Below are 20,167 nucleotides of genomic sequence, written 5' to 3'. Positions count from 1 at the left end.
TTCGATTTCCGATGGTATTTCGAAGATTGTGGCATAGCTACCTCCAACACTATAAATTAAACAAAGGCTTTGGAAAGTCTTTTGAAAGGAAGAGGTTGTCTCACCAAGCTTTAAACTCCCAGAAGGACGAACGTACGTTTCATCACCATAAGAAGCTTAAGACACTCTGAGACAACCTAACCACTCTTACTGACGGCTGTTTATGTAATCAACTACATCCGCTACAGTTGAGATTTTTTCAGCTTCCTCATCAGAAATTTCTAAATCAAACTCATCTTCAAGCTCCATAACAAGTTCTACAACATCCAATGAGTCAGCGCCTAGATCATCTTTGAATGAAGCTTCTGGTTTCACTTCTGCTTCTTCCACACCTAAACGATCAACAACGATTTTCGTAACACGTGATAATGTATCTGCCATGTTTCGTTCACCTCCTCTCAAAATTAACGCAAGTTGCACCACTACAGGTGAAGGCTAGGAAAAGTTTACCTATGAACACCCTCTCTGTCAACTAACTTTTCAACAATTTACAATAAAACATTCTAATCGACTGGATTCGAGTCGATGACTGTTCCATGGTCACTTCATTTCAATATGAGAAAAACCAGCCATTTTTCACGAAAAAAAGTTCACCAAAGAAAAGTCACCCTTTCTCTTTAACAGTGCGAACCTGTTGCGATGGCTTCACTCGCCGTGCGCCTTTAGGAGAAGATCACTCCTAAAGGCTTAAAACATAACGGCGGCTTCGCTCAACGCTTCGAGTTTATACCAAAAGGAAAGTCACCCTTTCTCTTTAACAGTGCGAACCTGTTGCGATGGCTTCACTCGCCGTGCGCCTTTAGGAGAAGACCACTCTTAAAGGCTTAAAACATAACGGCGGCTTCGCTCATCGCTTCGAGTTTATACCAAAAGGGAAAGTCACCCTTTTGGTATAAACTCTACATAACCATTCCTCCGTCTACGTGGAGGGTTTGGCCTGTCATGTAGTCTGCATCTGGGCTTGCTAGGAAGCGTATGACATTCGCAATGTTTTCTGGTTTTCCTAGTGTAGCGAGCGGAATTTGGGTAAGCAATTGCCCCTTAATATCCTCTCCTAGCTCATCTGTCATATCTGTTTCAATAAACCCAGGAGCTACTGCGTTTACATGAATGTTTCGATTAGCTAATTCTCTTGCCATCGACTTCGTTAATCCGATCACACCAGCTTTAGCTGCTACGTAATTGGCTTGTCCAGGATTACCAAGAACTCCTACAACTGAGGCTACATTGATAATACGACCATAACGTTGCTTCATCATTTGCCTTGTAACAGCTTTTCCACAGTTAAAAACACCCTTAAGGTTCGTGTTTATAACAGCGTCCCACTCGTCTTCTTTCATCCTCATAAGCAAATTATCTTTTGTGATCCCAGCATTGTTCACAAGAATATCTACACGGCCAAAAGCGTCAATTGTTTCTTTGACCATCGCCTGCACTTCTTCACTGTTTGCTACATTTGCTTGAATCGCTAGAGCATCTACACCAAGACCTTTGATTTCAGCCACAACTTGTTCTGCTCGTTCTTGACTGCCAGCATAATTGACCACGACATTCGCACCATTTCGAGCAAGCTCAATAGCAGTAGCTTTTCCAATTCCACGAGAAGCTCCCGTGACAATCGCTGTTTTCCCTTGTAACATCATCCTGTCACTCCTTCTAGCATTTCTTTCACTTTCAGCACACCATCTCGATCACTGACTGAAACGACGTTTGCTCTTCTTTGCACCTTACGAACAAGACCTGCTAAAACATTGCCAGACCCAACTTCTACGAATAAATCAACACCCTCATCCAATAGCGTCCGAATCGTATCCTCCCAAAGAACTGGTGAGTATACTTGTTCTATAAGGTTTTTTCTAATTTCGGAAGCGTCTTGAACTGCATTCGCTGTACTATTAGCGATGACTGGTACCGTTGCATCTGTAACGGTTAAATCCTTCAAAACACCTTCTAATTTGTCGGCTGCCGGCTTCATCAAGCTCGAATGAAACGGTCCACTCACTTGTAATGGAATCACTCTTTTTGCACCCGCTTCTTTTGCTTTTTCTCCAGCTATTTCCACCCCTTTGGCAGAGCCGGAAATCACAATTTGTCCTGGACAATTTAAGTTCGCTAATTCAGCTGATTCAGAAGTTTCCTTGCTTACGCTTTGGCATACGTCTTCTAAAACTTCTCGTTCTAACCCTAAAACCGCAGCCATTGCACCCTCTCCAAAAGGCACAGCTTCTTCCATGAATAAACCACGATTTCTAACTGCAAACACCGCATCCTCAAACGTCATTGCTCCAGCGGCAACTAATGCACTGTATTCTCCTAAACTATGTCCAGCTACAAAATCGGGCTTAATGTTCTCTTCTTTAAAAAGTTCCAACACAGCTGTGCTCATCGTTAATAGTGCAGGTTGTGTATGTTCAGTTCTTCTTAACGTTTCTTCAGGACCATTGACCATAATCTCTGTTAAAGAATAACCTAGCGTTTTGTCAGCTGCTTCAAAGATTTTTTTACTAACTTGCTCTTTATTTAATAATTCTTGCCCCATACCAACAGATTGAGACCCTTGACCTGGAAATAAAAAAGCAACTTTGGCCATATTCGTCCCCCCTTTACTCTTTTTCTTCAACTTTAGCGACTTCATTTTTGATAATCGTGACAACTTGATGATTTACCATTTCTTTTGCTTGCCTAATGGCATGAAAGAAGGCTGTCTCATCGGATGAACCGTGCGCTTTTATAACTGGTGCCTTCAAGCCATAAAGACCTGCGCCGCCATATTCTGAATAGCTTAATTGACTTTTTATATCTTTAAAGCTTGATTTCAAAACACCTGCAGCAAGTTTATTAACAAAAGAACTGGTTAATTCTCTTTTCAACAAAGAAAACAAAGTTCCTGCAGTTCCTTCTACCGACTTTAAGACAAGATTCCCCGAAAAACCATCACATACGACAATGTCGGCTACACCCGACAATAGATCTCGCGCTTCTACATTTCCAACAAAATTTAGATCACTGGATTTTAATAGAGGAAACGCTGCTTTTGTAAGTTCATTCCCTTTTCCATCTTCCGTGCCAACATTTAATAACCCAACACGAGGATTTTTCACGTTACGGACCATTTCCATATACGTTTTTCCAATAATAGCGTACTGTTGTAGATGCTCTGGCTTAGCATCCATATTCGCACCTACATCTAAAAGTAAGAAGCCTTTCCCATCTAAAGTTGGTAGCATTGGCGATAAGGCTGGACGATCAATCCCTTTAATGCGCCCAACATATAACAAACCCGCTGTCATTAAAGCACCAGTATTCCCAGCTGAAATACAAGCATCTGCTCGCCCTTCCTTTACCTCCCTAACAGCTAAAACCATCGACGACTCTTTTTTCCTGCGAACAGCTGTTGTAGGTTGATCCGTATCTTCAATTTTTTCTGTTGTATGTAAAATGGTAATACCTTTATCAATTGTTAAATACTTTTTAATCTCTTCTTCATTTCCAACAATTGTCACTTTCAGTTCTGGAAATGCTTGTATCGCCTTTTGAGCTGCTTCAACTTGAGCTTTGGGCGCATGATCTCCTCCCATAGCATCGATCGCTATATTCATTCAGTTTCTCTCCTTTTTGTTTCTCTTTCATTCGTCCGAAACATGATGAACTCTCCTGAAAACACTAATTCTTTGTCAACATAGCTTTTTACTTCTACTGTTGTTCTTTCTTTTTCTGTTCCCTTCACGCTAGCTTTTGCAATGACTCTTTCACCGGCCTGAACTTGTCTTGTAAAGCGAATAGTTGCTTTTTGTGTAAGAGCCAGTTCATCATTAATAATAGCAACAGCTAATGAATTAGCTTGGGCGAATAAATGATGTCCCCGCGCAATGCCTGTTCTAGCAAATACGTGCTCTATTCTTACATCTAAAATAGAAATAGCTCGTTCATCTAACTGAAGGTCAATGATTTCCCCAATTACTTCTTCAGGCGACAATGCCTTTACATCATCTAGCTGCTTTTTGGCAACTCCTTTTATTCTTTCACGTAATTCCGGAATGGCTAATTCTAACCGATCAAGGCGGATGGTTTGAATACTAACAGAGAATTGATCAGCTAAATCTTCATCTGTCATAAAAGGGTTCTCTTCTAACGTTTCCCTCAAAAGGTCCTGTCTTTCCTTTTTTTACGCTTCATGCATTCACCGCCTATTTTAATACAACGAATATATGACTAGGTACTAAGAGTAGTATATAATTGCTTTCCAGTGATTTCAATAGTCAATCAATTTTTTGACCATTTAATACACCTTGTTGTTCAACATACTGACGTAATCCTTCATACTTTTTCTCTTGCCAAAATTGTTTTGATTGAAACATTGTTGCCGCATCCTGTCTAGCTACTTCTAATGCTCGGTAATCATGAACAACATCCGCTACTTTAAAATCTGGTAACCCACTTTGCTTTGCTCCAAAAAAGTCTCCAGGACCTCTAAGTTCTAAATCCCTTTCTGAAAGGGTAAATCCGTCATTCGTTTCCGTCATAATCTTCATTCTTTCTTTTCCAACTTCTGATTTCGGATCAGCTAACAATACACAATAGGATTGGGCATCTCCCCGCCCAACTCTTCCTCTAAGCTGATGAAGTTGAGCCAAACCAAACCTCTCCGCATCATAGATAACCATGATCGTCGCATTAGGAACATTCACTCCTACTTCCACGACGGTGGTAGAAACGAGGATTTGTGTCTCATTTAGACTAAAAGATTCCATTACTGCATCTTTTTCAGATGCATGAAGGCGCCCATGCATCAAACCGACCTTCCATTTGTCTTTGTAATGTTGCTGCAGAATCATATGAACATCAATGGCATTTTGAACATCCAATTTTTCAGATTCCTCAATTAACGGGCAAATAACATAAGCCTGTCTTCCTTCTTTCAGTTCTTTTTCTATGAAATCTAACACTCTTTCAAGCATGTCTGGTTTAGCCCAATAAGTTTCAATTGTTTTTCTTCCTGCTGGCATTTCATCAATGATGGAGACATCCATGTCTCCGAAAACAGAGATGGCTAACGTTCTAGGAATCGGCGTAGCTGTCATAAAAAGAACATCGGGATTTTCTCCTTTGTCTCTTAATACACGCCTTTGTTCAACACCAAAACGATGTTGCTCATCTGTAATGACCAAGCCAAGACGAGAAAAATGGACATCATCTTGTATTAAAGCATGAGTCCCAACGACGACTTGAATGTCACCATTTTTTATTCTATCCAAACGTTCTCTCCGCTTTTTACCTTTAACCGATCCTGCTAGTAGCTCAACCGTAACATCAAAGGGCTCTAATAAGCTTTTCAAGGATTGGACATGCTGCTCCGCTAAAATTTCCGTCGGTACCATTAAAGCTGCTTGATAGCCTGAACAAACGATCGCATACATACAAATCGCTGCTACAACGGTTTTCCCTGAACCTACATCTCCTTGTAGCAAACGATTCATGCGGTAATCAGACTCTATATCCTTTATGATTTCATTCACAACTCGTTCTTGCGCACCTGTTAACGGGAACGGAAGCTCTGTCATAAAACGCTCAATTTCTTCTTTTGGAATAATGATGGCTTTCCCTTGAGATTTATCTCTATTTACCTTTCTGAAAACTTGCATTTTTAATTGAAATAAAAGAAATTCCTCGTAAACCATTCTTCTTCTTGCATGTTTCATTGATTCAGCATTCGGGGGACAATGCAACCTGGATAAAGCTTCTTTTTTTGTTGGTAGTTTATATTTTTGAAGCAGCTCATCAGGCAATAGATCCGTCAATTCCGAGCCGAACTGTTTCATTGCTTGATAAATATATTTTTTCAGTGCCTTAGTTGTTAGTTTACCTGCGACAGAGTAGATGGGAGAAATAGTTGTATCTCTAATAACCTGGCCTGCTTGTAGCTCATTTCCCGTTATCGTCATCCGGTGCTGATCCCATTTTCCTGTAATCGTCAATTCCGTCCCAACTGTAACTTTGCTTTTCAAAAAAGCTCTGTTAAAGAACGTAACCGTAATTAATACTTGATTCACCAAGAAGCGAAAAGTTAGTCTGTTTTTTTTCTTACCAAAATAACGAATGGACGGTTCACTTTGAACAATACCATTAACCGTCACACGTTCCTCATGCTTTACTTCATGTAAATCTTTTAATTGATAGTCCTCATACCGAAATGGGAAATGCTCAAGCAAATCACCAACCGTATAAATTCGTAATCCTTCTAATTGCTTTGCTGTTTCCTCACCAATCCCATTCACTTCAATAACTGGTCTATTCATTGCTCCACTCATTTTCGTTTCTGCGACTCACCGTAAATTTTAGCTTCTAGCTCTCGTCCAGTCTTTGTCGCCGCCAAACCTCCTTGTCCCGTTTCTCTTAACGCCTCAGGCATCGTCTGTCCAATTTTATACATGGCATCAATCACTTCATCACATGGAATCCGACTTGTAATTCCTGCTAATGCCATATCAGCAGCAACAACAGCTATCGACGCACCTATTGCATTACGTTTTACACATGGTACTTCCACCAACCCGGCTACAGGATCGCATACAAGCCCCAACATATTTTTCAACGCAATCGCCATAGCTTCAGCGGATTGTCTTGGCGTTCCGCCCGCTAGTTCCACTAAGGCAGCTGCCGCCATACCGGTTGCTGAACCAACTTCTGCTTGACAACCACCAGCCGCTCCTGAGATAGATGCATTATTTGCAACAACAAATCCAAATGCACCCGCTACGAATAAATATCGGACCATTTGCTCATCAGTCGGCTTTAATCTTTTTGTCATCCCAAATAATACACCTGGTACTACTCCCGCAGAACCAGCAGTAGGTGTTGCACAAATCATTCCCATTGCTGCATTAACCTCATTTGTTGCCACAGCTTTACTAACTGCATCTAAAACGGTCTCACTCGATAAGTAATTGCCTCGATTGATATAATCCTGGAGAAGAACAGCATCTCCACCTGTTAAACCAGAAACAGACCGCACTTTTTCTGAAATTCCTCTCTCAACGGCCGCTTTCATAACGTGTAAGTTCTTTTCCATTTGTGAAGTTATGTCTTCTCGCGTACGGCCCGTCACTTCCATCTCTTGTTCAATCATTACTTCTGAAATCTTTTTTTCATTTACTTCAGCTAAATTAATTAGCTCAGCTACATTTTTGAACATGAGGATTCCCCTCTTCTTATCATTTTTTAGTCGTGTATCTTTGTAACGTTCATAATGTTAGGCAATTTTTCTAACTCTACTAATAACGGATTTTCTACGTTTTGATCTACCTCAATGACCATTAGGGCTTCTTTTCCACGCTCTTTCCTTGATACTTCCATGTGGCCAATGTTTATTTCATATTTAGCAAGAACATGTGAAACTCCTGCAATGACCCCATAACGATCATTATGAACGACAAGTATAGCAGGATGGTTACCAGATAACTTAAGAGCAAAACCATTTAATTCAGTGATTTCTATTTTACCACCACCAATTGAAATACCTACAAGCTCCAGTTTATGATTACCTTTGGAAAGGATAATTTTAGCTGTATTCGGATGTTCAGCAATGGCTTCTTCCTCAAAAAAATTCACTTCTATATTTTGATCTTTTGCAATGGTTAATGCTTCCGTTATTCTTTCATCTGAGGTTTCGAAGTCTAATATACCTCCAACTATGGCAACATCTGTAGCATGACCTCTATACGTTTTGGCAAAAGAACCATAGAAATAAATATTTGCTTGATCTGGTTTTTCAGCAAATAACGTTCGGGCCACTTTACCAATCCTTGCTGCTCCAGCCGTATGTGAGCTAGACGGGCCAATCATAATCGGGCCAATAATATCAAAAACCGTTCGGTACTTCATGAACCAACCTCCTTAGAACTATCCTTTTAAACGAAAAAGAAGTGACCCAAGTTGAGCCTGTACGTAGCAAAAACAATTATAACAACGAAAAACAAGATGCTTTCCATTATCTATTGCACACTAGTAGCAAGACTTCTTTACATGAGTCACCCTCATATTTAATCCATTTGTTAAGCTTTCGTTATGGCTATTGAAATCGTACCCGGACCTACATGAGATCCAATAACAGCACCAATTGACGTTACAACACTGCTCTTCACATCAAATTCTTCCTGTAACCTAAGAATCATTTCCTCAGCCAGAGATTCATTCACTGCATGCGAAATCCCTATATGAACTGAATCAGATCCATACTTTTCTTTCAGTATTTCAACAATACGGTTTAATGCCTTTTTTTGTCCACGAACTTTTTTACTAAAAGGGGTAACCTCTCCTTCTTCTGTTAACGTTAAAATAGGTTTGATTTTCAATATAGAACCTAACATTGCAGAAGCTTTCCCAATTCGTCCATTCTTTTGAAGATATTCAAGTGTATCGACCATAAAAAAGACATTTGTATCGTTTAGTAATTCGTCTAACCTCAAACGACACTCTTCAAGAGAAGCGCCTTCTTTAGCTAACTTTGCAATTTCTGCAACAATAATCCCAATGGCATAAGATGCTCGCTTTGAATCAACAACGATGATTGAATCATCGTCATCCATTGATTGCTTAGCAATCGTAGCTGCCTGGTACGTCCCACTCATTTTAGAAGAGATATGAATCGAAATTATTTTCGTGTCACCTTCACTTAAAATGGAACGATAGACTTCTTCAAACTGATATGGTGTCGGTTGAGAAGTGGAAGGGATTGTATTTGACTGAGTCACTTTTTCATAAAATTCATCTGCTGTTAACGTCACACCATCTTCATATGATTCTGTTTCTGAGAAAATCACATTAAGTGGAACAATTGTAATTCCTAAATCTTCCGCCAGGCTAGCTGGAAGATCAGCCGTACTATCTGTTACAACTTTAATCTTTGGCACATCAATCGCTCCTTTGCCTTTACTCAACAGAAATAATGTATGAGTAAAGCGGTTGATTTCCTAAGTGTACATCGACTTCTACTTCAGGAAATTCTTTTTCTATAAATTGAACAAGAATATTCGTTTGTTCATCAGCCGCATCTTCGCCTTGTAACAGAGTCACAATTTCCGTTTCATCGTCTATCATTTGCGTGAAGAGTTGTTTTGTCACATCTAAAATGTCAGATCCTGAGCTGACAATTTTCTTCTCAGCAATACCCATAAAATCGTCTTTTTTAATGTCAATTCCATCAATATTTGTGTCACGTACGGCATAGGTAACTTGCCTGATTTAACTGTTGACAGAGCATCCTTCATCATTCCACCATTTACTTCTAGACCTTGAGTTGGGTTAAATGAAAGCAACGCAGCTAACCCTTGTGGCACCGTTTTCGAAGGAACAACAATCGCTTTCTCACCAACAACTTCTGCTGCTTGCTCTGCAGCCATAATAATGTTGCCGTTATTTGGTAAAATAATCACTTTTTCTGCATGAACTTCTTCAATCGCATTCACAATATCTTCCGTACTTGGGTTCATTGTTTGTCCACCTTCAATGACAACCCCAGCTCCTAACCCTTTGAAAAGATTTGCGATCCCATCTCCCATTGCGACCGTTACAATTCCAAACTCACTTTTTTCCTTTTTCTTTGATACCACATCTTGACTCGTATTCTGGCCATACGCTTCTTTCGTTTCATCAAGTAAATGAGTATGTTGTTCACGCATGTTCTCAATTTTAATATTAATCAATTCGCCATAGCGTTGAGCTTTCGTTAAAACTTCTCCTGGTTGTTCAGCATGAATATGTACTTTTATTAAATCGTCATCTGAAACAACAAGAAGGGAATCTCCAATTTGGCTCAGCTCTTCTCTAAAATCAGATTCGACATAAGGATGTTTTCTGATTTTATCATCCTCAATTCGAACCATCACTTCTGTACAGAAACCAAATTCAATATCCTCTGTAGCCATGTGACTTTGCGCATTGTGATGCTCCATTTTAACAAGGTTATCCATGGAAACCTCATCTACAGGTGAAACATCCGAAAGCTCCTCGCCCTTTAGAACAGCTAAGAAACCTTCATAAATATAAACTAAACCTTGCCCACCTGAATCGACTACACCAACTTCTTTTAAAACAGGTAATAAATCAGGTGTACGCTTTAACGACTCTTTCGCTTCTTTTAACGTTTCTTCCATGACATATATAACATCATCATGTTTTTTCGCTATTTTCATTGAATGCTTTGCTGCATCCTTCGCTACTGTTAGGATCGTCCCTTCAACTGGTTTCATGACAGCTTTATAAGCTGTCTGTACACCACTTTCAAAAGCTTGAGCTAAATCAGTAGCTGAAATTTGAGCTTTGCCTTCTACATGCTTTGAAAATCCACGAAACAGCTGGGAAAGGATGACCCCTGAATTTCCTCTTGCTCCCATTAATAACCCCTTCGCAAAAGAAGCAGCTACTTTACTGGAGTCATCTTGAATAGCAAGTTTTACTTCCTTTACTCCTGAAGTAATAGAAAGATTCATATTCGTACCAGTGTCCCCATCTGGTACAGGAAACACATTTAGTGCATCCACCACTTTAACATGCCTTGATAAATTAGCTGCTCCCTCAATAAACATGTAGGCAAGCTGTTTACCTTCAATTTGTTTTGCCACGAACTTTTTCCTCCTAACCAAGCACTTACGGGTTCGTCACGCGGACCCCTTGAACAAAGATGTTCAGGGAATCAACATCAAGCCCTAACATTTGTTCTAGTTGGTATTTTACTTTTGTTTGTACGTTGTAAGCTACTTCAGAAATTTTTGTTCCATAGCTAACGATAATGTACATATCGATATGAATTTGTTCTTCGTCTTCACGAATGACGACGCCCCGGCGAAAGTTCTCTTTTCCAAGTAAATCGGTAAGACCATCTTTCAGTTGCTTTTGAGAAGCCATTCCGACAATTCCATAACAATCTACAGCTGCTCCACCAGCAATTGTTGCAACAACATCCTTTGATACATCTACAACCCCTAGTTGAGTTTTCATTTCGATTGACATTCCCATTCCTCCCTCTCGAAGACAAACTTGATTCACTACTATCATTTTACTATACTATGCTCTAATTTAAAAGCGTACGCAAAAGTGTAAGTTTTTTCAAGTGGTAAGTGTCAAGTAAGAATACTTGATAAACTTTTCACGAACCTATTGCATTATACCAAGGGCTATGCTACTATATTCAAGTATGATTTCAAGTGTCTGTATTGGGAATAAGGAGGTGCATATCATGGCACGTAAATGTTATATTACAGGAAAACAAGCTCGCACGGGAAACAAACGTTCTCACGCACTTAATAAAACGAAGCGCCGTTGGGGTGCAAACGTTCAAAAGGTACGTATTTTAGTAGACGGTAAACCAAAACGTGTGTACGTTTCTACTCGCGCACTTAAGTCTGGTAAAGTAGAACGCGTATAAGTTGTCTTACAACGCTAACAAAAAAGCACCGAATTCGGTGCTTTTTTGTTAGCCTTTTTTTAATGAGTTCAATACTGCCTTGACAAACCCACCTAGAAATTTAGGTAGCTTGATCGTGTAGAATTTCATAGCTCCTCCTCCTCAACGTGAATAGCGACCACGGGGATAATGTTAAAGAAACTTGACTCACGACCTAGGACGAAGCGACGTGCCCCTATCCATCAAGCCATTTTACTTAGACAAGAATCAATGATAAGGATAAAAATAATTGCTCCTTATAAACTTATATCTAGATACGACAAACTATTCCTATTTTTTTATAAAGCCGTATCAACCTTCATTTTTCTCCTGAGCAAATTATCCTTGTCTCTTTATCATTATGCATATGCCCTATACCTCAATATATGTCTATGGAAAAAGAATGTTCATCTACAAACAAAATTTAATTCTTGATCCTACTTAGAGCGAGTTGAGTCTATAAACATTATGTAAAAGGCTGTAACTTTTTTGTTTATCATGTTATTTTTCCTTAACAGAGCCATACCATTGCGCTTTAGAAGGAATCCAAGTATCTAACAACAACCTTAAGAAAGCAGCCATGTAAAAATAGAGTTGTCAAAAATATAGTATAAAAAAAGAAAGGAACATAAGAATCATGCTCCTTTCTTTTCTTAAAACCACTTATTCGCCTCTTATTTCCTTTATGGCTTGAGCTCGGTCTTTGCGATTGTAGATAGCTGAACCAGCCACTAAAACATTCGCACCAGCTTCGACACATTTTTTAGCTGTTTTCTCATTAACTCCACCATCTACTTCAATTTCTACTTGTAGCCCTTTTGTTTTGACTAAATGAGCCACTCTTTCAATTTTCGGCAAAACCGATTCAATAAACGATTGGCCTCCAAAACCAGGATTTACGGTCATAAGAAGGACTAGATCAATGTCTTCAAGAACAGGTTCAATCCATTCAACAGGTGTAGCAGGATTGACAACGACTCCAGCCTTTACACCTTGTTCCTTAATTAAATGAATCGTTCTATGTAAATGCGTACATGCTTCGACATGCACGGTAATAATATCTGCTCCCGCTTGAGCAAACTGAGTAACATAACGATCTGGATTCTCAATCATTAGATGAACATCAAGCGGCAATTTCGTAATTGGTCGGATTGCTTCTACTACTAATGGACCAATTGTAATATTTGGAACAAAATGACCGTCCATCACATCAACGTGTATGTAATCAGCCCCACCATTTTCAACATCTTTAATATCATCGGCTAAGTGGGCAAAGTTTGCCGATAATATCGATGGTGCAACTTTAATCATCAATCATATCTCCTTTTCTGACTTTTAATTTCATCTAGAAATTGCAAATAATGCTTCATTCTTGTTTCACTGATTTGTCCTTGATTCAAAGCGTCCTTTACCGCACATTTTGGTTCAGATGTATGAGTACAACCTCTAAATTTACAAGCTGACGAAAGCTCAGCCATTTCCGGAAAACAATTTGATAAGTCTTCTGCTTCTAGGTCAACAAAATCAAGAGAACTAAAACCAGGGGTATCAGCTACTAAGCCTCCACCAATTGATAGCAATTCAACATGCCTCGTCGTATGTTTTCCTCTTCCTAGATGCGAGGATATTTCATTTGTCTCAATATTCAACCCTGGCTTTAAACTGTTCAATAAAGAAGACTTTCCTACCCCTGATTGTCCTGCTACAACTGTAATTTTACCGTGAAGATACGGCACAATGTCATTGATACCGTTGTTTTCTAATGTTGATGTTAAAAGTACCGTATAACCTATCTTTTCATATTGCTGTTTGTACTCTTTTATCTCATCAAGTAATTCATCCGTAAGAAGGTCAACCTTGCTAATGACGATTAATGGAGATAAATCATTTGCTTCGATATGTACGAGAAAACGATCAAGAAGTAACGGGCTAAAATCAGGCTCTAATGCTGAAAAAACTAAAAGAGCTTGATCTACATTCGCGATGGGGGGGCGTATTAACTCATTTTTTCGTTCAAAAACATCAAGAATATAGCCATCTGTTTTATTTTCAGCTTCAAACTCTACTTCATCCCCAACTAAAGGCTTAATTTGACGCTTCCTGAAGTTTCCTCTTCCACGACATTGGAACACACCGTCATCTGTTTGTACGTAGTAAAAACCACTTAAAGCTTTTACAATCATCCTGTTGCCATTAGCGACCTCCTATAATCATCTAAATAACAAGAGGCGCTACCCCCTTGTTATTGGTTAATTCTCTCGAAGTTGATAAGGACCTAATTCCTTTTCTAAATTTCCATTAATAAATATTTTGACAAAACCGCTTTGGGACCTAGTTGCTTCTATCGGGATCGTATATTGGACCGAATCGCTTATCGTTTCTTCCGTAAACACAACTTCTTGTCCACCGGTAGAGTGATCTCTTATTAAAATTCGAATATCAAAGGTTTTTCCAGCATCTCTGTCAGCCTCAGATACTTCAATCTCTTGCGTAACTTCGTATGAAGAAACTCGTTCTTCTTCAGGCTCTGGTTCTGGTTCTGCTCCTTGAGAGATTGTCACGCGAACAAGATCGCCTTTATTGAGTACAGTATTTGGTGCTGGTGATTGACGTAAAGCTCTTCCTGAATCAATTGTATTGGAATGTTCATACTGAAAATCATACCTTAACCCTATTTCATTCAAATAGCGAGTAATGTCTGCTTCTCTTTCATTCTGAAGATCACGTAATCGAATTTGTGGTTCAACACTATATGTTAAAAAGACAGTTGTTTCATCCACAATAACAAGAGTTCCTTCCGAAGGATCTTGAGAAAGGACGATTCCAGTATTTTCCTCATCCGTTTCTTCTTCTGTTGATTCCACTTCAAAACCAAGACCTCGAAGGTGTCTCTCAGCTCGATCAATGTGCATCCCAACAACATCATCAAGTTCAATCTCTTCTTTACCTATACTAACAAACAATCGAATCGTAGAACCTTCTTTCACAATAGATCCAGGAGCTTGATTCTGTCTAACGACATGATCTTTAGGAATTTCATCATTTTCACTCACATCTTCGCGCTGTACATTTAAATTTAATGCTAACAATTCCTCTTCTGCCTCATCAAACGGAAGATTTACAACGTTCGGAACTTCCACCTCACCTACTTGGAAAACACTTGGTAAAACCGCAAAAGCAGCAACGATGGCTCCAAAAATTAAAAAGGCAATCAATATTAAAATAACAAGCCACTTTTTACCTTTTTTCTTCTTTTTCTTTGCAGGTTCTGAAGTTCCTTTTTCTTTCGGTTGTACTGGTTTTTTATCAATCGTAACTGGTTTCGCTTCAACCGTTTTTTCTAATTCATCCGAATGGTCATTCGTTATAATCGGAATCGCCTTTGTTACTTCATCTTCTTCATCATTCAGCTGAAAAATTGGTTCATTTCTTCGTTCAGGTTCAAGTGCTGTAACAACATCTTCTTCCATTTCTTGCACGGTAGCATAACGATTAAGAGGATCCTTCACGGTCGCCTTGCGTATAATGTTTTCTACACTTTGTGGCAACGTTGGTACTTTGGTCTTTGCAGAAGGAACCTCGCTTTGGAGATGCTTAATAGCAATTGATACAGCTGTATCGCCTTGAAACGGTAGCTCACCTGTAAGCATCTCATAGAAAACGATACCTAACGAATAAATATCGGATTTATATGTAATATGCCCACCTCTGGCTTGTTCAGGAGATAAGTAATGAACCGAACCCATAACAGAGTTTGTATGTGTAATCGTTGCAGCAGATATCGCTCGTGCAATCCCAAAATCTGTTACTTTCACAACACCATCTTGGCTAATTAAAATATTATGTGGCTTTATATCTCGGTGAATGATGTGATTTGCATGAGAATGTTCGAGCGCTAGTAGCATTTGTACCATATAGTCAATCGCTTCTTGGACGGGAAGTGGTCCGCGGGCTTGGATTAATTCTTTTAACGTTTGCCCTTCGACATATTCCATTACGATATAATACGTATTCCCCTCTTCACCTACATCATAAATATTAACAATATTCGGGTGAGCAAGGCTTGTAGCAGACTGCGCTTCACGTCTAAACCTTTTTATAAATTGCTCATCATCTGAAAATTGTGGCTGCAACACTTTGACAGCAACATGGCGGTCAAGAATGACATCGAGCGCTTTATAAACATTTGCCATTCCCCCTCCACCAATTGTGTCTAATATTTGGTAGCGGCCACTAATACGTTGTCCAATCATTCTTTTATGCTCCGTACATTTGGCTTTTCACTGTAATGAATAAGAGCAATTGTAATGTTATCTTCTCCACCGCGCTCATTTGCTAAGTCAATTAGCTTTTCTGCTTTTGATGGCAATTCCTCCGGTTGTTCAAGATTCCTTTTTAATTCGTCATGATTCACTTTGTTTGTTAATCCATCTGAACATAATAATAAGTACTGCTCATCTTCTACTTGCAACGTTGTAACATCTAACTTAATTTCTTCTTCCGTTCCTAACGCTCGTAGTAAAACATTTCGTCTTGGGTGATGCTCAGCTTCTTCTTCTGTTAGTTGCCCTTTACGAACAAGCTCTTGAACAAGGGAATGGTCGGCTGTTTTCAATTGAAACCCAAATTCATTAAAGAGATAAGCGCGACTATCACCAATATGTGCAATCGAGACAAACTCATCGGTACAAAGGGCTGCGACTAATGTCGTCCCCATACCTTGGCACTCTGTGTGTTTTTTTGCGTGCACGTGTAATTTTAAGTTAATTTGTTCAAATTGCTCTGTGAGCCATCTTTCAGCATCGAGAACGGAAGTCATTTCTGTTACTTCGTCCCATGCCTCACGTAATAGATTTGTCGTCATCGAGCTCGCAACATCACCAGCTCGATGTCCCCCCATTCCATCAGCGACAACGGCTAAAACGCCTACCTCATTTTTAAAGACCCCGCCGCTGTCTTCATTATGCGCACGAACTTTTCCTACATCTGTTCGAAACGTAAACTCCATCTCCTATGTTCACCTCGTCTCCTCTTTTCGCTCCTTTGCCCGGAGCTGTCCACATGCCGCATCAATGTCATGACCTTGCTCTCTACGAATCGTTACATTTACGCCACGATTTTTCAACACTTTCTCAAAAGCAAAAATTTGATTTCGTGGTGTACGAACGTAATCTCGTTCTAATACATAGTTTACAGGTATTAAGTTCACATGACATTTAATGCCTTTGATTAGATCAGCTAACTGTTCTGCGTGTTCTTCTTGATCATTCACTCCACCAAACAACCCGTATTCAAACGTAACTCGTCTTCCTGTTGTTTCAATGTAATAGCGAATGGATTCCATTAATTTTTCAAGTGGCCAAGCTCGATTAACAGGCATCAACTTGCTTCGAATTTCGGTCGTTGGCGCATGTAGTGAAATCGCAAAGTTAATTTGCATTTTTTCATCAGCAAACTTGTAAATCTTTGGAACAACTCCACTAGTTGAAACTGTAATGTGTCGTGCACCAATGTTAAGTCCTTTTTCATGATTAATGGTTTTTAAGAAAGGCACTAGTTCGTCATAATTATCAAATGGTTCACCAATCCCCATAACAACAACAGAACTTACACGCTCGTCCACTTCGTCCATAGCCCTTTGAGACTCTAAAACTTGTGCAACAATTTCTCCTGCCTCTAAGTTTCGTTTTAATCCTCCGAGAGTTGATGCACAAAACGTACAGCCTAAACGACAGCCGACCTGCGTCGTCACGCAAACGCTATTCCCATACTCATGGCGCATAACAACCGTTTCAATTGAATAACCATCATGTAATTCAAACAGAAATTTCACTGTCCCGTCTGAAGAAGCTTGTCTTGTAACAATTTTCAATGTTGTAATTGAAAAGGATTTCGTCAATTTCTCACGTAAATCCTTTGAAAGATTAGACATTTGTTCGAATGATGTTACACGTTTTTGATACAACCATTCAAAAATTTGCGTAGCTCGGAACTTTGGCTCTCCTTGATCTACTAACCAATTTTGCAGGTCTTCAAATTTTAATGAATAAACAGAAGGTAGTTGTCCTGTCTCTGGAACTTCTACCGTTTTTTTAATTCTTCCATCGTCGCACACCTTTCGCCTTTTTGTTATTGTTTGACTAGACTTGCAATAAAAAATCCGTCCGTTTGAAAATCTTGTGGAAGAATTGTAATCATCCCCTCTTGATAACGGCTCAGTGCTTTTTTCGGCAGTCTATCTTTTAACGTATGATCTAGTTGAAATTCTGGATGTCGAGCTAAGAAATTCGCGACAGATTCTTCATTTTCATCTTTATCAACCGTACATGTACTATAAATCAGAGTACCACCTTGTTTGAGTAATGGAGCAACTGCATCTAGAATTTCTAGTTGAATGCTTTGGATTCCCTTTATATCATTCTCTGTTTTTGACCACTTAATATCTGGCTTTCTTCTAATAACACCAAACCCGCTACACGGAGCATCAACCAAAATACGGTCAAACGGACCTATTGCTTTTTGATGAATGTTTCTTGCATCACCAGCTTCAGCCGTAATACAAGTTAATCCTAATCTGCTCGTTTGTTGATGAATCAGCTTCACTTTGTGATCATGTAAATCAAAAGACATAAGGGTTCCTGTATCATCCATTTGTTCAGCAATATGAGTTGATTTTCCTCCTGGGGCTGCACAAGTGTCTGCTACCATCATTCCAGGTTTGGCACCAATGGCTCTTCCAACTAACATTGAGCTTTCATCTTGTACCGTAACATACCCTTGTTTATACGTATTTGTTTGAAATACATTGCCACTCTCGATGATAATCGCATCAGAAGATAAATCACCTTTTCTCACTTTCAGGCCTTCCTCACCTAATAGCGAGATCACTTCCTCAACGGTTGCTTTTATTTGATTCACTCGAACAGTTACGTTCGGAGGCTCTAAACTAGATTGACACATTTTTTTTGTTTCCTCAAAACCATATTGGTCGATCCATCGTTTTATAAGCCAGATCGGATGACTAGATTCAATCGCTAATCTTTTCGTCTCGTCGGTTATCGTATCGAAGGAAGGAACCCCTTCCCTGACAAACGAACGAAGCACACCGTTAACCATCCCGCTTATTCCTTTATGGCCTCGTTTTTTGGCAATCGTAACAGCCTCATGAACAACAGCGCGATCAGGAACTCGGTCTAAGTAAACCAATTGATATACGGAAAGTCGCAGTAACACCTTAACCCAATCTTGTAAGGAGTTTACCCCTTTTTTTACAAAAGATTGTAAAAAATAATCTAATGTATCTCTTCTTTGAATTGTACCATAGACGATTTCGGTTAATAACCCAACATCTCTTGGATCTAATTTGGACCGATTAACCGTTTGATTTAACAAAAGATTGCTATATGCCTGATTTTTTTCAATTTGAAGCAATATGTCTAAAGCTACTTCACGAACTGGTTTACTCATTAGATTCTCCTAGCTTTATTCCAATAGTTAAGTGTGACCCTGCTCCGCGAATATAGGACGTTGCATCCATTTTCTTCTTTCCTGAAGGTTGGAGCTCTTTTATTTTTATTGCCATGTCTGAGCCTGTTGCAACGACAATGCCATCTTCCTCTATTCTTTCGATTGTTCCAGCCTCATACTCTTGTGTTGATTTTGTTTTTTCTCCCCACCATACTTTTAACGGCTTGCCTTCTATTGTTGTATAGGCAACAGGCCACGGATGCAATCCTCTTATTTGATTATATAAATCTTCCCCAGATCGCTTCCAGTCAAGCCACTCCATCTCTCGTGTTATGTTTCTAGCAAACGAAACCGCTGAATCATCTTGTTTTTGAGGTGTAACTGCTCCATTGATTAAATCCGGAATTGTTTTAATTAGTAACTCAGCGCCAGCTTGGCTTAGTTTATCATGTAAAGTTCCAACATGATCAGTTTCTTCGATTGGAACACGTACTTGAGAGATCATATCGCCTGCATCTAATTTCTCAACCATATACATAATCGTGACCCCTGACTCTTTCTCCCCATCGATAATGGCTTGATGGATAGGAGCCCCCCCACGATAATTTGGCAATAGAGAAGCATGAACATTAATGCACCCATGTTTTGGATAGTCTAACAATTCCTTCGGTAAAATCTGACCAAAAGCAGCCGTCACAATAAGATCCGGCTTATAGGCAAAGACCTTCTCTAATTCTACTTTCTCTTTAATCTTTTCTGGCTGCAGTACATCAATTTGATGCTTTTCTGCTTCTACTTTTACCGGAGGAGGTGTGAGCACCCGTTTTCTACCAACAGGTCGGTCTGGCTGAGTAACAACCGCAACAATATCATATCCTTCTGTTCGTAAACTTTGTAAAACTGGAACAGAAAAATCAGGTGTCCCCATAAAAACAATTTTCACGTTCATTCCGCCTTTCTTTCAATTGTTCAAACATCAATATTTAAGGTTACCTATATGTAAAAGACTTTTTTATCATTAGCTTTATTCAGTTCAAGAGTTTAAAGAAAAAGGTAAAGATCGACCTTTTTCTCCCTACTTGTGCGTCAACTGTTGCGATGGCTCCTCTCGCCGTGCGCCATGCAGGAGAAACCCACTCCTACATGGCTTAAAAGATAACGGCGGCTCCGCTCAACGCACCGAGTTTAAAGAAAAAGGTAAAGATCGACCTTTTTCTTTAA

19 protein-coding genes and 1 pseudogene are annotated in these 20,167 nt (G+C 39.4%); 1 reads left to right on the top strand and 19 read right to left on the bottom strand.

The features are described from left to right. Positions 1-186 precede the first annotated feature (186 nt). From acpP to JCM9140_RS00520, 11 genes and pseudogenes are all read right to left on the bottom strand, one after another. Positions 187-420 carry an acyl carrier protein gene (gene acpP / locus JCM9140_RS00570; protein WP_034740877.1) on the bottom strand — a complete coding sequence of 78 codons (234 nt, stop codon included), beginning with the start codon at positions 418-420 and terminating at the stop codon, positions 187-189. Positions 421-938: 518 nt separating this feature from the next. After that, entirely contained in the window at positions 939-1,679 is a 741-nt protein-coding gene (fabG, locus tag JCM9140_RS00565) for a 3-oxoacyl-[acyl-carrier-protein] reductase (RefSeq protein WP_034741291.1), read from the bottom strand. Then, positions 1,679-2,629 carry an ACP S-malonyltransferase gene (fabD, locus tag JCM9140_RS00560; protein ID WP_034740874.1) on the bottom strand — a complete coding sequence of 317 codons (951 nt, stop codon included), beginning with the start codon at positions 2,627-2,629 and terminating at the stop codon, positions 1,679-1,681. The genes fabG and fabD overlap by 1 nt, the downstream gene beginning before the upstream one ends. A gap of 13 nt (positions 2,630-2,642) precedes the next feature. Further along, positions 2,643-3,638: a phosphate acyltransferase PlsX gene (plsX, locus tag JCM9140_RS00555; RefSeq protein WP_034740871.1), complete on the bottom strand. Its 996-nt coding sequence runs from the start codon at positions 3,636-3,638 to the stop codon at positions 2,643-2,645. Next, a complete protein-coding gene (gene fapR, locus JCM9140_RS00550; protein ID WP_235715241.1) occupies positions 3,635-4,153 on the bottom strand; it encodes a transcription factor FapR in 519 nt (172 codons plus the stop codon). Before fapR ends, plsX begins: the two co-directional genes overlap by 4 nt. A gap of 145 nt (positions 4,154-4,298) precedes the next feature. Further along, the gene (recG, locus tag JCM9140_RS00545) at positions 4,299-6,347 is read right to left on the bottom strand and encodes an ATP-dependent DNA helicase RecG (protein ID WP_034740867.1); all 2,049 of its coding nucleotides are present in this window, start codon (positions 6,345-6,347) and stop codon (positions 4,299-4,301) included. Further along, entirely contained in the window at positions 6,344-7,231 is an 888-nt protein-coding gene (gene sdaAA / locus JCM9140_RS00540) for an L-serine ammonia-lyase, iron-sulfur-dependent, subunit alpha (protein ID WP_034740864.1), read from the bottom strand. The genes recG and sdaAA overlap by 4 nt, the downstream gene beginning before the upstream one ends. Before the next feature lie 26 nt (positions 7,232-7,257). Further along, the gene (sdaAB, locus tag JCM9140_RS00535) at positions 7,258-7,920 is read right to left on the bottom strand and encodes an L-serine ammonia-lyase, iron-sulfur-dependent subunit beta (protein ID WP_034740861.1); all 663 of its coding nucleotides are present in this window, start codon (positions 7,918-7,920) and stop codon (positions 7,258-7,260) included. A gap of 170 nt (positions 7,921-8,090) precedes the next feature. Beyond that, positions 8,091-8,948, bottom strand: coding sequence for a DegV family protein (locus tag JCM9140_RS00530; RefSeq protein ID WP_034740858.1), 858 nt, complete (start codon positions 8,946-8,948; stop codon positions 8,091-8,093). A 19-nt stretch (positions 8,949-8,967) separates the two neighbouring features. After that, positions 8,968-10,622, bottom strand: a pseudogene (locus JCM9140_RS00525) (DAK2 domain-containing protein). A 61-nt stretch (positions 10,623-10,683) separates the two neighbouring features. Further along, a complete protein-coding gene (locus JCM9140_RS00520; protein WP_034740854.1) occupies positions 10,684-11,046 on the bottom strand; it encodes an Asp23/Gls24 family envelope stress response protein in 363 nt (120 codons plus the stop codon). A gap of 226 nt (positions 11,047-11,272) precedes the next feature. Here JCM9140_RS00520 and rpmB point away from each other — a divergent pair, with 226 nt between their 5' ends. Further along, positions 11,273-11,461 carry a 50S ribosomal protein L28 gene (gene rpmB, locus JCM9140_RS00515; protein WP_034629733.1) on the top strand — a complete coding sequence of 63 codons (189 nt, stop codon included), beginning with the start codon at positions 11,273-11,275 and terminating at the stop codon, positions 11,459-11,461. A 48-nt stretch (positions 11,462-11,509) separates the two neighbouring features. Here rpmB and spoVM read toward each other — a convergent pair whose 3' ends face one another. From spoVM to fmt, 8 genes are all read right to left on the bottom strand, one after another. Further along, complete coding sequence (gene spoVM / locus JCM9140_RS00510) at positions 11,510-11,590, bottom strand: stage V sporulation protein SpoVM (RefSeq protein WP_034629734.1); 81 nt, start codon at positions 11,588-11,590, stop codon at positions 11,510-11,512. A gap of 552 nt (positions 11,591-12,142) precedes the next feature. Continuing rightward, positions 12,143-12,790, bottom strand: coding sequence for a ribulose-phosphate 3-epimerase (gene rpe, locus JCM9140_RS00505; protein WP_034740851.1), 648 nt, complete (start codon positions 12,788-12,790; stop codon positions 12,143-12,145). Next, the gene (gene rsgA, locus JCM9140_RS00500) at positions 12,790-13,662 is read right to left on the bottom strand and encodes a ribosome small subunit-dependent GTPase A (protein WP_034740848.1); all 873 of its coding nucleotides are present in this window, start codon (positions 13,660-13,662) and stop codon (positions 12,790-12,792) included. The genes rpe and rsgA overlap by 1 nt, the downstream gene beginning before the upstream one ends. A 66-nt stretch (positions 13,663-13,728) precedes the next feature. Further along, a complete protein-coding gene (gene pknB / locus JCM9140_RS00495; protein WP_034740845.1) occupies positions 13,729-15,732 on the bottom strand; it encodes a Stk1 family PASTA domain-containing Ser/Thr kinase in 2,004 nt (667 codons plus the stop codon). Next, complete coding sequence (locus JCM9140_RS00490; RefSeq protein ID WP_034740842.1) at positions 15,729-16,487, bottom strand: Stp1/IreP family PP2C-type Ser/Thr phosphatase; 759 nt, start codon at positions 16,485-16,487, stop codon at positions 15,729-15,731. Before JCM9140_RS00490 ends, pknB begins: the two co-directional genes overlap by 4 nt. A 9-nt stretch (positions 16,488-16,496) precedes the next feature. Then, entirely contained in the window at positions 16,497-17,576 is a 1,080-nt protein-coding gene (rlmN, locus tag JCM9140_RS00485) for a dual-specificity RNA methyltransferase RlmN (RefSeq protein WP_173585928.1), read from the bottom strand. A 32-nt stretch (positions 17,577-17,608) separates the two neighbouring features. Further along, entirely contained in the window at positions 17,609-18,946 is a 1,338-nt protein-coding gene (gene rsmB / locus JCM9140_RS00480) for a 16S rRNA (cytosine(967)-C(5))-methyltransferase RsmB (protein ID WP_034740837.1), read from the bottom strand. Continuing rightward, the gene (gene fmt / locus JCM9140_RS00475; RefSeq protein WP_235715240.1) at positions 18,939-19,895 is read right to left on the bottom strand and encodes a methionyl-tRNA formyltransferase; all 957 of its coding nucleotides are present in this window, start codon (positions 19,893-19,895) and stop codon (positions 18,939-18,941) included. Before fmt ends, rsmB begins: the two co-directional genes overlap by 8 nt. Positions 19,896-20,167: the final 272 nt, after the last annotated feature.

It is taken from the genome of Halalkalibacter wakoensis JCM 9140 (genome assembly GCF_000513095.1).
Classification (GTDB): Bacteria; Bacillota; Bacilli; order Bacillales; family Bacillaceae_D; genus Halalkalibacter; species Halalkalibacter wakoensis.
The sequence above is the reverse complement of the archived record's forward strand: the minus strand, read 5'-3'. Positions and strand labels throughout refer to the sequence as shown.